Source organism: Arthrobacter sp. NPDC090010, from assembly GCF_044748305.1.
GTDB lineage: Bacteria > Actinomycetota > Actinomycetes > Actinomycetales > Micrococcaceae > Arthrobacter_E.
Window position 1 is genome coordinate 556,462 of record NZ_JBIVFT010000001.1, and the last position, 13,429, is coordinate 569,890.

The 13,429-nt window shown below is 67.0% G+C and carries 9 protein-coding genes and 1 tRNA gene; 4 read left to right on the forward strand and 6 right to left on the reverse strand.

Annotated features, from left to right (window positions below; genetic code table 11):
- The first annotated feature begins 37 nt into the window (after positions 1 to 37).
- The gene (locus tag ACIPXZ_RS02600; protein ID WP_400590562.1) at positions 38 to 1,201 is read left to right on the forward strand and encodes an NAD(P)-dependent alcohol dehydrogenase; all 1,164 of its coding nucleotides are present in this window, start codon (positions 38 to 40) and stop codon (positions 1,199 to 1,201) included.
- The gene (locus tag ACIPXZ_RS02605) at positions 1,198 to 1,626 is read left to right on the forward strand and encodes an HIT family protein (RefSeq protein ID WP_400590563.1); all 429 of its coding nucleotides are present in this window, start codon (positions 1,198 to 1,200) and stop codon (positions 1,624 to 1,626) included. Before ACIPXZ_RS02600 ends, ACIPXZ_RS02605 begins: the two co-directional genes overlap by 4 nt.
- Before the next feature lie 80 nt (positions 1,627 to 1,706).
- Here the strand turns inward: ACIPXZ_RS02605 and ACIPXZ_RS02610 are convergent, their stop codons facing one another.
- From ACIPXZ_RS02610 to ACIPXZ_RS02635, 6 genes are all read right to left on the reverse strand, one after another.
- Positions 1,707 to 2,690, reverse strand: coding sequence for a beta-ketoacyl-ACP synthase 3 (locus ACIPXZ_RS02610; RefSeq protein ID WP_400590564.1), 984 nt, complete (start codon positions 2,688 to 2,690; stop codon positions 1,707 to 1,709).
- Positions 2,691 to 2,775: 85 nt separating this feature from the next.
- Positions 2,776 to 6,786 carry an ATP-dependent RNA helicase HrpA gene (gene hrpA / locus ACIPXZ_RS02615; RefSeq protein WP_400590565.1) on the reverse strand — a complete coding sequence of 1,337 codons (4,011 nt, stop codon included), beginning with the start codon at positions 6,784 to 6,786 and terminating at the stop codon, positions 2,776 to 2,778.
- A 268-nt stretch (positions 6,787 to 7,054) separates the two neighbouring features.
- Positions 7,055 to 7,130: transfer RNA gene (locus ACIPXZ_RS02620), tRNA-Arg, on the reverse strand.
- A gap of 110 nt (positions 7,131 to 7,240) precedes the next feature.
- Complete coding sequence (locus ACIPXZ_RS02625) at positions 7,241 to 8,767, reverse strand: FAD-dependent oxidoreductase (protein ID WP_400590566.1); 1,527 nt, start codon at positions 8,765 to 8,767, stop codon at positions 7,241 to 7,243.
- On the reverse strand, positions 8,767 to 9,639 hold the full coding sequence (locus tag ACIPXZ_RS02630; protein ID WP_400590567.1) for an FAD:protein FMN transferase: 873 nt from the start codon (positions 9,637 to 9,639) through the stop codon (positions 8,767 to 8,769). Before ACIPXZ_RS02630 ends, ACIPXZ_RS02625 begins: the two co-directional genes overlap by 1 nt.
- Positions 9,636 to 10,124, reverse strand: a complete 489-nt coding sequence (locus tag ACIPXZ_RS02635; RefSeq protein ID WP_400590568.1) for an FMN-binding protein — start codon at positions 10,122 to 10,124, stop codon at positions 9,636 to 9,638. The genes ACIPXZ_RS02630 and ACIPXZ_RS02635 overlap by 4 nt, the downstream gene beginning before the upstream one ends.
- Before the next feature lie 162 nt (positions 10,125 to 10,286).
- Between ACIPXZ_RS02635 and argS the strand changes: the two genes are divergently transcribed.
- Together argS and lysA are read left to right on the forward strand one after the other, a co-directional pair.
- Positions 10,287 to 11,936, forward strand: coding sequence for an arginine--tRNA ligase (gene argS, locus ACIPXZ_RS02640; protein WP_400590569.1), 1,650 nt, complete (start codon positions 10,287 to 10,289; stop codon positions 11,934 to 11,936).
- Complete coding sequence (lysA, locus tag ACIPXZ_RS02645; protein ID WP_400590570.1) at positions 11,937 to 13,421, forward strand: diaminopimelate decarboxylase; 1,485 nt, start codon at positions 11,937 to 11,939, stop codon at positions 13,419 to 13,421. It begins immediately after the preceding gene.
- Positions 13,422 to 13,429: the final 8 nt, after the last annotated feature.

Below are 13,429 nucleotides of genomic sequence, written 5' to 3' on the forward strand. Positions count from 1 at the left end.
TGGCCAGCGGAGCGGCGCTGACGGTAGCGTCAGACACATGACTGTTGGACGTCCCGTACCTCCGCCCCTGGGAAAGCCGCTTCCCGACACTTCGACAGAACTGAGCCGTGTGGCACCGGATGAGGGCCGGCTCGTCCCGGCGCTGGGCGCGCTGAGCGCCGCGGGTGGTCTCGAAGCGCTCACTCTTGCCCGTCGTGCGCCCGGGCCGGAGGACGTGGAGATCCTCATCCAGTTCTGCGGCCTCTGTCACTCCGATGTCCATTCGACCCGGGGTGAGTGGGGGCCGGAGAATTATCCCTTGGTCCCGGGTCACGAAATCGTGGGCGCGGTGCTCCGGACCGGAACCGATGTCACGGAGTTCTCCGTGGGAGACCGCGTGGGAGTGGGCTGCATGGTCGACTCGTGCCGAAACTGCGAGGCCTGTCTGGAGGGGCTTGAGCAGTACTGCGAGAACGGGATGGTCGGCACCTACGGGGGAACGGACCCCCGGAACGGGAACGTCCGTACGCAAGGCGGCTACGCCCAGACCATCGTGGTGGACCGCCGCTACGTACTGAACATCCCGGACGGACTCGACGCCGCAGCTGCTGCGCCGCTGCTGTGTGCGGGCATCACCACCTACTCGCCCTTGCGGCACGCCGGGGTGGAAGAAGGCGACGACGTCGGCGTCGTCGGGCTGGGCGGACTCGGACACATGGCGGTGAAACTCGCCAAGGCCATGGGAGCCGGGGTGACCGTCTTCACCACCTCAGAGTCCAAGCGGGAGGATGCTCTGGCGCTCGGCGCTGACCGGGTGGTGAACTCGCGTGATGCGGATCAGATGCTCGCGGCCACGAAGTCCGTCGACGTCATCATCGACACGGTCGCGGCATCCCACGATCTGAACCCGTACCTCAGAGCCCTCCGGCGGGACGGAGTCGTCTTCCAGCTCGGCCTTCCGTCAGGGGCGATGCCTCCGGTGGATCCACGCTTGCTCATCCGGCGCAGGGCGGCGTACGCGGGCTCACTGATCGGCGGCATCGCGGAGACCCAGGAGATGCTGGATTTCTGCGCCGAACACGGTGTGGCCAGCGAGATCGAGACGGTCAGCGCGGACGGTGTCGACCATGCCTTCGACCGTATGGTGGCCGGAGACGTGAAGTACCGTTTTGTCCTGGACACCAGTACTCTCCACTCCGCAGGGAAGGAAGCAGACGCGTGAGCACGCTCTTCACCAAGATCATCAACGGGGACATCCCTGGCCGCTTCGTCTGGCGTGAGCCGGAGCTGGTGGCATTCCTGACCATCGGCCCGCTGGCGCCAGGACACACCCTGGTGGTTCCCGTCGAGGAGGTGGACCGCTGGACCGATGCCTCGCCGGAGATCCTTTCGAAGGCCATGCAGGTGGCGCAGAAGATCGGGAAGGTCCAGGTGGAGGCCTTCGGATCAGCCCGGGCCGGGCTTCTGGTGGCGGGCTACGAGGTGGAGCATCTGCACGTTCACGTGTGGCCCTCCAACTCGATGGCGGACTACGACTTCGCGAGCGTGGACAACAACCCGGACCCGGCTGAGCTGGACGCCAGCGCAGAGAAGATCCGTGAGGGACTGCGCGCTGCGGGCTACGGGGAGTTCGTCCCGGAGGCCTGATAAAACACATCGACTGCTCCGTAAGTGTCACTTTGAACGCTCAAAGCGACACTTACGGAGCAGTCGATGTGTTTTAGGACCTACTTCTTGCGCGGGGTCATGGCGACCATGCCGGCGAAGGTGAAACCGCCGCCGAAGCCGAAGAGCAGCGCCGGGACATCGGAGGGGATCTTCCCGGCATGCCACCACTTGCTGTAGCCGAGCGGGACGCTGGCGGCCGAGGTGTTGCCGGACTCGATGACGTCCGTCACCACCACCTTGTCCGTGAGGCCGAGGGCCTGCGCCATGGGCTCGATGATGCGCAGATTCGCTTGGTGGGTGACCAGAACTTCGATGTCGGACATCTCCAGGCCGGCCTGCGCGACGGCGGCGCGCGCATGCCGCTCGGCATCCTTCAGGGCCCAGCGCAGCACTTCGCGGCCGTTCTGCCAGAACTTGTTCGTGGGCGGGGCGATCAGTACCGCGTCGGCGAGTTCGCCCTTGGAACCCCACACCACGGGGCCGATGCGCGGTTCGTCGCTCACACCGATGACCATGGCGCCCGCGCCGTCCGCGGTCAGCACTGCCGTGCTGCGGTCCGTCCAGTCCGTGACCTTGGAGAGGGTTTCGGCGCCGATCACGATGGCATGGCGCGCGGTGCCGGAACGGATCGACTGATCGGCCAGGCCGAGGGCGTACTCGAAGCCCGAGCAGGCCGTGTTGATGTCGATGATCCCGGGGCCGCGCTCCGGGGAACCCAGTCCCAGCGCCTGAGCCACCCGTCCGGCCGTGTTGGGGGAGCGCTCGGCCGCGGTCGTGGTGGCGATGATCACCAGATCGATCGAGGAGGCAGGGACTCCGGAGTCCTCCAGCGCCATACGTGCCGCGGAGATCGCCAGATGAGCCACGGTCTCTTCCTCGGACGCCACATGCCGGGTCACGATTCCGGTCCGCTGACGGATCCACTCGTCCGAGGTCTCCATCATGCCCTCGAGCTCATGGTTGTCCATGATCCGCTCCGGCTGGGCATGACCGAGCCCGAGGATTTCAGTGCCGGCGTTCGGCGCGGGGAAGCTGAGCTTCATGGGGAGTCCTTCGTGTTGCGAAAAGGCGGGCGATCCCAGCTTAAAGGACAGCCCGCCCTTCCCTCATGCATGACGTCGCCGACGTTCAGGGCGCGAGAGCCTTGTTCAGGGCCACGCGGATCCGCTTTTCGCTGACGGAGTACTGCGTTCCGAGTTCGACGGCGAAGAAACTCACCCGGAGCTCCTCCAGCATCCAGCGCACATGGGTTAACTCCGGTCCCGGGCCGTCTCCGGAGCGCAGGGCGGCCACCGCGTCGTCGTACTCGTCCTCCAGCCGCTGCACGGCGGCCATACCGTTGGCGTCCCGCTGCACATTGCCGGAGAGCTTCTCCAGCCGTCGTTCGATCGCCGTCAGATAGCGGGGCAGCTGCGAGAGCTGGAGATAGCCGGTCTTCGCGACGAAACCGGGGTACACCAGCTGGGCGAGATGGCTCTTCTCGTCGCTCAGGGCGCTGAAGAGCGCGGGACTCACCGATCCTCTGAGCTGTTTGCCGATCCTCAAGGAACTCGAGAGGATCTTCTCCACCACTGCGGTCACGGTGAAAACCGTGTCGATGAGTTCTGCGCGGACCTTTTCGTAGAGCGCGTCGAATGATGCGGTGTCCCAGGGCAGCTGTGCCGGGACGAGCTTGTCGATCGCCGCCTGGGCGCAATCGGCGATCAGCGCACCGATGCTGCCATGCGGATTCTGGCTGAAGGTCAGCTTCTCGGTGTTGCTCAGATGCTCCAGCACGTAGCGGTCCGGTGATGGCACCTTCAATGCGATCAAGCGGATCACACCACCGCGCATCGCGGCTTCCTGGCGTTCCCGGGTCTGGAACACCCGCAAGCCCACCGTCGTCCCCTCATCAACCAGCGCAGGGTAACCGGTCACCGTGTGGCCGCCCAGCTCGCGACTGACACTGCGCCGGACCTCGCCGCCGCTGGCGGCGGTGAGCGCCGCCCAGTCGGAGAGGCCGCTCAGTTCCTGGACTCCGGAGGCGTGCAGGCCGGGAGCCGTGCCCGACGCGGCGCCCTTCGTAGCGTTCTTCGGGCCGGTTCCGTCCTGGGCGGCCTTGCCGCGCGTTCCGGGCGTGACCGATTTGGGCGTGGCCCCCAGGCTTTCGGCGATGGCGCGCCGGGTGGCGGGCGCCAGCTCGTCCTGAAGCTCGGAGAGGTCCTTGCCTTCGCCGAGCAGGACGCCTTTGGAATCCACCACGCGGAACGTCATCCGCAGATGAGGTGGCACGCTCTCCCAGGAGAAGCTGCCGTCGGGGATCACCTGGCCCCGCAAACGTCGCAGGGTGAGCGCCAGTGCGTCCTCGATGCGATCTTCGGCGGGTGAGAAGTCCTCGACGAGGGCGGGCACCGCCTGCCGGGCCACATCAGGTGCCGGGACGAAATTCTTGCGCACGGCCTTCGGCAGGGACTTGATGAGTGCCGTGACGAGTTCGACGCGCTGTCCGGGGATCTGCCAGCGGAACGGTTCGGGATCCACCTGGTTCAGGAAGAGGGCGGGGATCTCCACGGTGGCGCCGTCCGTGGGATCCGGCGTCGCGCCGGGCGCCACCGGGTGGAATTCGTAGCTCAGGGGGAACTCGAAGCCCTGTCCGTGCCAGACCTTGGGGAAGGCCGACTCGTCCAGGTCCTCGGCCTCCTCGCTCATCACGAGGGCCCGGTCGAAGTCCAGGAGCGTCGGATCTTCCTGGCGGGCGTTCTTCCACCACAGGTCGAAGTGCCGTTCGGAGACGACCTCACGCCCGATCCGCCGTTCGTAGAACTCGAAGAGCGTCTCATCGTCCACCCGGATGTCCCGGCGGCGCATACGGGTCTCCAGCTCCTCCACTTCGCGCAGCAGGGCACGGTTCCGTTGGAAGAACTTATGATGGGTGCGCCACTCGCCGTCCACGAGTGCATGGCGGATGAACAGTTCGCGGCAGAGCTCCGGATCCACCTTCGCGTAGTTCACCCGGCGCTTGGGGATGATCGGCACTCCGTACAGGGTGACCTTCTCGTAGGCCATGACGGAGCCGGATTTCGACGACCAATGCGGCTCGCTGAAGCTGCGCTTCACCAGTTCCGGAGCCACCTGTTCGGCCCAGGACGGGTCGAATGCGGCGGCCACTCGTGCCCAGAGTCTGCTGGTCTCGACCAGTTCGGCCGCCATGACGAAGGCCGGCGACTTCTTGAACAACGCGGAACCGGGGAAGATCGCGAAACGTGTCCCGCGGGCGCCCGCATACTCACGTTTGCGCTCGTCGTAGAGGCCGATCTGACTGAGCAGCCCGGACAGCAGCGACATGTGCACCGCGTCGTGGTTGCCCACCGGGTCCGTTTCACGGTCGTTGCCCACGGAGATGCCCAGCGGCTTGGCGAGCTGGCGGAGCTGGCTGTAGAGTTCCTGCCATTCGCGCACGCGCAGGTAGTTGATGAATTCCGCGTGACAGAGTCGCCGGAAAGCACTGGAGGAGAGCTCCCGCTGTTTCTCCTGGAGGTAGTTCCAGAGGTTCAGGAAACCGGTGAAGTCGCTCTTCTCATCCCGGAAGCGAGCATGCTTCTCCGCAGCCTGCTGCTGCTTGTCCGTGGGGCGTTCGCGGGGATCCTGGATGGTCAGGGCGGCGGCCAGCACCAGGACCTCGCGGGCACAATCCCGGCGGCCGGCTTCGACGATCATTCGGCCCAGGCGCGGGTCCACGGGCAGCTGGGCCAGCTGATGGCCGACGGCGGTCAGCCCGGACGGCTTGCGGCCGCCTCCTCGGCCGTTGCGCCCGCGTCCGCGCGGCTGTGCGTTTGCCGGCCGCGCGTCGTCGTCGGTCCCCGGGGAGGGGAGTGCTCCGAGCTCGCGAAGCAGCGTGACGCCGTCGTTGACCGCGCGTGTATCAGGGGATTCCACGAACGGGAACGCCTCGACATCTTTCGGGGTGACCGCGACGCCGATGGCGATCATCTGGAGGATGACGGCGGCGAGGTTGGTGCGCAGGATCTCCGGGTCGGTGAACTCGGGCCTCGAGTCGAAGTCCTCTTCGGAGTACAGGCGGATCGCGATGCCGTCGCTGACACGGCCGCAGCGGCCGGAACGCTGGCTGGCGGAGGCTTGGGACACGCGTTCGATCGGAAGCCGCTGAACCTTGGTGCGGTGTGAGTACCGCGAAATGCGGGCCGTTCCGGTGTCGATGACGTATTTGATGCCCGGCACGGTCAGGGAGGTCTCGGCGACGTTGGTGGCCAGGACGATCCGTCGCTTGGGCCCGGGGTGGAACACCTTGTGCTGTTCGGCGAGGCTCAGCCGGGCGAACAAGGGGAGGATCTCCGCATCCGCCAGGCGCGGGTTGCGGGGCAAACGGCCCCGCAACGCCTCGGCTGCTTCGCGGATCTCGCGCTCGCCGGAGAAGAAGACCAGGATGTCGCCGGGGGCCTCCCGGGACAGCTCGTCCACGGCATCGCAGACCGCGTCGACCGGGTCGCGGTCCTCTTCGAGTTCATCGTCCAGTTCCTCGCCGCCGGGGGCTTCGGACAGCGGGCGATAGCGGATTTCGACGGGGAAGGTGCGTCCGGAGACCTCGACGATGGGAGATGGCGTGTCGTCACCGCCGAAGTGGCGCGCGAAGCGTTCCGGGTCGATCGTCGCGGACGTGATGATGACTTTGAGGTCCGGGCGCTGGGGGAGAAGTCGCCTCAGATAGCCGAGGATGAAGTCGATGTTGAGGCTGCGCTCGTGGGCTTCGTCCACGATGATCACGCTGTATTTGCGCAGGAGCCGGTCGCGTTGGATCTCGGCCAGCAGGATGCCGTCCGTCATGAGCTTCACCTGCGTCTGCGGTCCGACTTCGCCGGTGAAACGGACCTGGTATCCGACCTCCTGGCCCAGCTCCACACCGAGCTCCTCAGCGATGCGCTCGGCCACGGTCCGTGCGGCGAGGCGGCGGGGCTGGGTGTGCCCGATGAGGCCGTTCTCGGCGAGGCCGAGTTCAAGGCACATCTTGGGAAGCTGAGTGGTTTTACCGGAGCCGGTCTCGCCCGCCACGATGACCACCTGATGGTCCCGGATGGCGGCCATGATCTCCTCGCGGCGCTCGGAGACGGGAAGCGCGGCGGGATACGTGATGTTCAGAGGCATGACGTGATCAAGCCTAGTCGTCGCGGGGGTCCCGGACGAGCTTGTGTGTCCGGTACAGGCGTTGGAGATGGCTTTTGGAATCCCTCCAGCCTCCGTGAACTCGCGATGTGCGTGCGAGATCGCTCTTGGCGGGAGCGATCTCGCACGGATCCAGCGGGGTCGGTGTGGCGAGTTTCCACGGTGTCCGCCGAGGCCCCGCTCCGGGACCGGGCGTCAAGCCGCCGGTGGGACGGCAAAAGGGCCCGGTTCCGTGGAACCGGGCCCTTCGTGGTGCCCTCGATAGGATTCGAACCTACGGCCTTCTGCTCCGGAGGCAGACGCTCTATCCCCTGAGCTACGAGGGCGCACCAGGGATCCCGGGAGCTCCCGGGAACGTCCTCGAGCTTAGCAGCTTTCCACCCCCGGATGCGAAATCGGCCCCGCCCCAGCGAGCCGCTGGAGGCTCGGTGAAGCGTCAGTAACCGAGGAAGGAATCGCGCAGTACCTTCCGGACTCCCGCAGAGCGCAGCGCACCACGGAGGGCGTGCACGAACTCGGGGGTCCCGGCGAGCAGGGCCGTGCGTGTCGCAGCATCGGGTACCAGCTCAGCGATCCTTTCGGCGCTGAAGCGCTCGGCCCCCACGTGCTCGACGCCGTCGGGCAGCTCCGCGCCCTCTGGCAAGGGACGGCTGGTGCGGAGCAGGACACGGGCGCCTGACGCCGCCAGCTCGGGAAGGTAGGCGGCAGCGGCATGGTCCGGCACGGAGTACAGCAGGATGATGTCCCGCCCGCCATCGTGCCCGTTTCCGAGCAGACTCAGGAACGGCGTCACGCCGATGCCGCCGGCCACCAGCAGCAGGGGGCTGTCGCCGGAGGGCAGCCCGAAGTCGCCACCGGCGCGGCTGAGCTGCACGAGCGAGCCTTCGGGCAGCTTCAACAGGGTCTGCTTGGCGGCTGAGAGCGGCTCTGAAGTCCGGGTCGCGATCCTCAGGACGCCCCCGCCCGCCTGTACGGGCGTGAACACGCGGCGGGCGGAACCCAGTCCCGGAGTCGGGATGCCCAGTTCGACGTACTGCCCGGCCGGAAGGGATAGCCGCTCGGGCAGCTGGAAGCTGAACTCGGTGACGCCGTCGGCCACGTCCCGCCGGGCACTCAGAGCGGCTTTTCCGAGACCCCGGGGCCGCAGCAGCAATGCGAGGAGATTGCCCAGCAGCAGGACGGCCTCCGGCGCATTGCTCAGCACGACTGTGCCCAGCTGGGCGGAGAAGGGCAGGGAGAACAGCACGCCGACGACGGCGCCCACCAGTGCGCGCTGCCAGCGGCGGGGCGGCAGGGTGAGGGGTTCGCTGAGCATGAAGCAGGCGAAGAACACCGTTGCCTGGCTGGCCAGCCACAGGGAGGGGGCGGTGCCCGCAGGTAGACCGCGCGACAGGGTGACGAGGACCGTGGTGGCCAGCGAGAGCACGAGGAACGGGAACGCGGCAGCATACTGGCCTGCCCGATGGAGGGCCAGGAGTCCGAGAGGGATGACGGCCCAGAGCATGATCGGCGATCCCACCCACCAGGTGGCCGCATTCAGGCCTGTCAAGGAGACTACGAAGGCGCCGAGCGCCGCCGGGTTGAACACATGCCGGCCATGCCAGGCGAGGGCGTACTTGGAAGCGGAGGCGAGGACCGCGGCCAGGGTGATGCCGAGGAACTCCCGCACGGTGCTGCCCGGCCAGAACAAGAAGTACAGCAGACCGGCGGTCACCAGGGACGAATCCCAGTACGGCTTGAGCCGGAAGAGCGCGGCGCAGGCCGCATTGCTCAGCACCGTGGCGCCGACGCAGAGCAGAAGATGGAGTGCCAGGGCCGGGAAGCCGAACTCTGTCCATCCGAGAGCATCCATGACCATGCTGTAGAGGACCAGCACCCCGAGCGCCGACGCTACCAAGCGGACCATGGGAAGTCGTCCCAGGGCGCGGTCGGCGCGGAACGTCGTATTCAGCACTGCGTTCATCAGAAGAGCCCTTCCAGGAAGTACCGGGAACCCTCGGCGTGCCCGTCGCTGTGCACGCTCAACCATTCAACAGCGTAGCGGCGGGACAGTTCTTCCCCCGGAACGAAGAACAGGGCCGTGGCCAGGCCGTCCGCCAGCATGGCCGTCGGAGCGAGGACCCAGGTGGCCATGACCTTCCGTACCGGAAGCCCGCTCAGCCCGTCCAGGACGTGATGCAGTCCTTCGCCCCAGCTGCGCCGGTTCACGGCAGACGCGGCGAGCGCGGCATCGGCGACGGAGACCACTCCGATGGCCTGGGAGGTGTCGAAAGGGTTCTCCAGCGCGATGCGGTCCTCACTTCCCGCTCCGCTGCGGAGATCACCGCTCGCATCGACGAGAAACGGGCCTGCACCGGACGCACCGAGGAATTCACTCACCAGATCCACGGCCAGGCCCTTGCCGGCCGCTCCGATGTCCACGATGACGGGCCCGGTCGCGCGGATCTCGCGATCTTCCCAGTGGGCGTCCACGCCCCAACGGGGCGCCGGCACCGCGGCCCCTTGGGCACGGAATGAGTAGTGCTCGTCGTAACCCAGGCGGGCCAGCGAGGCTCCGATGAACGGCGTGACCGATCCTCCACTGAGTTCGTGCAATTCACCGTACAGACGTCCCAGTTTCCCGGCCTCCTCGGGGAGACTGAGGGTCCGGACTTCACTCGATGCGGCTTCAGCCAGCTGCCGGATCGCAGCGTCGGGGCGGAAGCGGGACCATGTGGCGTCGAACTCGGTGATGATCCCGGTGATGCTCGCGCGAAGATCAGGACTCAGGCCGGTGGCGCGGATCCACCACCGCGTGCCGAGCGCCTCGAACTCCCACACCTCGCTCGTGCTCAACCTGCCTGCTTCTTGATGGCCTCCACCGCGTCGTTGAAGCCTCCGCTGGTGAGACTGGAACCGGCGACACGGGAGACGTCGAGTTCATCGATGCTCTTGCCCACGACGAGGTCTTTGATCCCGCCGGCGAAACGGTTCTGAAACAGCTGGGTGTTGGCGCTGGTGGGATGCGGCGTGATGTTCACGTCCGTGATCTTCCCGGCGGAGAGGGTCAGCGTCACGCCGACCGTCTCCTCACCATTGGGGGAGACGTAGTGTCCGTCAGCGCTGTAGGTGCCGTTCTTGTAGTGGCCGGTGGTGTGGGAAGCAGCCGTGCTGCCCTGTGCACTGGGCTGTGCCTGGGGTTCGGTCACCGAGGCGTCCTTTGCGGGGGCGCAGCCCACCAGGATGGCGATTCCCCCGGCCGCGGCTGCGAGACCGACGGGGAGCAGGGAGCGTCCGCGGCTGGGCCGGGTGGGTTCTGCCGGTGGATGGGTCTGCTGCACGTTCTTCTCCTCGCGGGGGATTGCTGGCCATGGGGCCTGATACCGGTCTCACTGTGCCTGGACACACTTCATGATCCACGGTAGAGCTCTCGTCTGGGTGCTTTCTGTGCCCACGGCCGTCACGCTTTTCGGCGCACTGCCCCTGCCACGTAGGATTGGAGGGTGACTCCCGAACAACTTTCCGCAGCAATCACCGCATGCCTGAAGGCCGCCGTCGCCGACGGTGCCATCTCCCTCCCGGAGGAGGCGCTGAGCGCCGAAGTGCGCGTGGAGCGACCGAAGAACCGGGAGCATGGGGACTGGGCCACCAATGCCGCCATGCAGTTCGGCAAGCGCGCAGGCATGGCCCCGCGTGACTTCGCCGGAATCCTCGCGGATCGCCTTCGCGCCGTCGAGGGCGTCGCCGCGGTGGACATCGCCGGCCCCGGCTTCATCAACATCACACTGGACGCCGGTGCCGCCGGTGAACTGGCCCGCACCATCGTGGCGGCGGGAACCTCGTACGGCACGAGCGATGCGCTCGCCGGCCACACCGTGAACATGGAGTTCGTCTCCGCCAACCCGACGGGCCCGCTGCACATTGGCCACACCCGCTGGGCTGCGCTGGGCGATTCCATCGCCCGCGTGCTGCGCGCCGCCGGTGCCGAGGTCGCTGCCGAGTACTACATCAACGACGCCGGCAGCCAGATGAACGTCTTCGCCAACTCGGTGCTCTCCCGCCTGCACGGCCGTGACGTGCCGGAGGGCGGGTACCCGGGCCAGTACATCGTCGACCTCGGCCAGGAGGTGCTCAAGGAGCATCCAGCCGTGCGCGAACTGACGGATGAAGCCGCTTTGCCCGTGGTCCGTGAAGCCGCATATCAGGCGCAGATGGAGGACATCAAGCAGACCCTGGCCGACTTCGATGTGCACTTCGACGTGTACTTCTCCGAGCGCACCTTGCATGAGTCGGGTGCCCTGGAGGCCTCTGTGGACCGCCTGCGCGAACAGGGCCACGTCTTCGACCAGGATGGGGCCGTCTGGCTGCGCACCACTGATTTCACGGATGACAAGGACCGCGTCCTCATCCGTGCGAATGGTGAGCCCACCTACTTCGCCGCAGATGCCGCGTATTACCTGAGCAAGCGGGATCGCGGCTTCGAGGAGAAGATCTACCTTCTCGGCGCCGATCACCACGGCTACGTCAACCGTCTCAAGGCCATCGCCGCCTGCGCGGGCGATGATCCGGAGAAGAACATCGAGGTGCTCATCGGGCAGCTCGTGTCCGTCAACGGCGCCAAGCTGTCCAAGCGCGCCGGCAACATCATCGAGCTCAAGGACCTCATCTCCTGGCTCGGCAAGGACGCGGTGCGCTACTCCCTGGCCCGTTTCCCGGCGGACTCGCCCATCACCCTCGAACCCGAGGTGCTGAAGAAGAACAGCAACGAGAACCCGGTGTTCTACGTGCAGTACGCGCATGCCCGGTCTCGCGGCACCGCACGCAACGCGGCGGCTGCCGGTGTGGACCGCAGCGAGTTCGACGCGGCGCTCCTGACCGACCCCACAGAGAACGAACTGCTGTCCCAGCTGGGCAGCTTCCCGTCCATCGTGGCCAAGGCGGCGGAACTGCGCGAGCCGCACCGCATCGCCCGCCATCTCGAGGTCATCGCCGGCGCGTACCACCGCTGGTACGACGCATGCCGTGTCACGCCGCTGGGCGACGAAGAGGTCGGGACGGTCAACCGCACCCGTCTCTGGCTCAACGACGCCACCAGCCAGGTGCTCGCCAACGGCCTCGACCTGCTGGGTGTCTCCGCCCCGGAGCGCATGTAAATGGCCGCCGCGAGCCCGCTGGCACCGAGCTGGCTGGACCTGCCCGGAGATCTCAACACCCTGCACGCTCCCAGTTGGGCGCACGACGTCGTCCGGGACGCCGACGGCGGACTCGCCGTCGGCGGTGTGCCGGTCAGTGCGTTGAAAGAGCAGTTCGGCACCCCGCTGTTCGTCCTCAGCGAGGACGACTTCCGGGCCCGCGCACGGGCGTTCCGGGATGCTTTCGATGCCGCGTTCCAGGATCTTTGCGGGGGAGTGGATGTCTACTACGCCGGTAAGGCGTTCCTGAGCGTCGAGGTGGCCCGCTGGGTCCAGGAGGAGGGCCTCCGCCTGGACACCTGTTCCGGCGGCGAACTCGCGGTGGCGCAGCGGGCTTCCTTCCCGGCGGAATTGCTCGGATTGCATGGCAACAACAAGTCCGCGGCGGAGATCGGCCGTGCCCTGGATCTGGGGCTCGGCCGCATCGTGGTGGACAGCATCGATGAACTGGAACGAGTGGCCCGCATCGCCCAGGAGCGTCGCGCCGAAGGCCGTGACGCGGTGGCGAAGGTCATGCTGCGCCTGACGCCAGGCGTACATGCCCACACGCACGAGTTCATCGCCACCGCCCATGAGGATCAGAAGTTCGGCCTGTCGATGGCCCCCTTCACCGCCGAAGACGCCGCCGAACGCGGTGTGGACCCGCAGCTGTCGGCCGCCGAGCAGGCCGTGGACGCGGCGGTTGCGCTGGACGGCATCGAACTGCTCGGCCTGCATTGCCACATCGGCTCGCAGATCTTCGAAGCGGACGGCTTCGCGGTCGCCGCTCGCAAGCTTCTCGCCTTCCACGACGCGATGCAGCGCAAGCATGGTGTCGTGCTGCCGGAAATGGACCTGGGCGGCGGACACGGGATCGCCTACACGCCCGTGGACACCCCGCGCCCGCCCGCCGAGATCGCCTTGGCTCTGGCCGCCGTCGTCCGTGAATGCTGCAGTGAGCTGGGCATCGAGTGCCCCAGGATCTCCATCGAGCCGGGACGTGCGATCGTCGGCAGCACCACCTTCACCCTCTATGAGGTCGGCACCCGGAAGACCGTTCAGGTCGAGGACCCGGAGGATGCTTCACGGACGTTCCCACGGCGTTACATCTCCGTGGACGGAGGCATGAGCGACAACGCCCGCCCGGTGCTCTACGACGCGGACTACTCCGCGGCACTGGCCAATCGGACATCCGGGGCGCCTGCCCAACTGTCCCGAGTGGTGGGCAAACATTGCGAGAGCGGCGACATTGTTGTTAAAGATGTTTACCTGCCCTCAGACGTGCGGGCCGGTGACCTTCTGGCGGTTCCCGGAACCGGCGCCTACTGCTGGGCACTCGCGAGCAACTACAACTACCTGGCCCGGCCGGGGGTGGTCGCGATCTCCGGTGGGACCGCCCGGTGGATCATTCGTGGGGAGACCGAGGAAGACCTCTTGAGCCGAGACATGGGAGCCCGACAGCTGTGAGCCTGGAC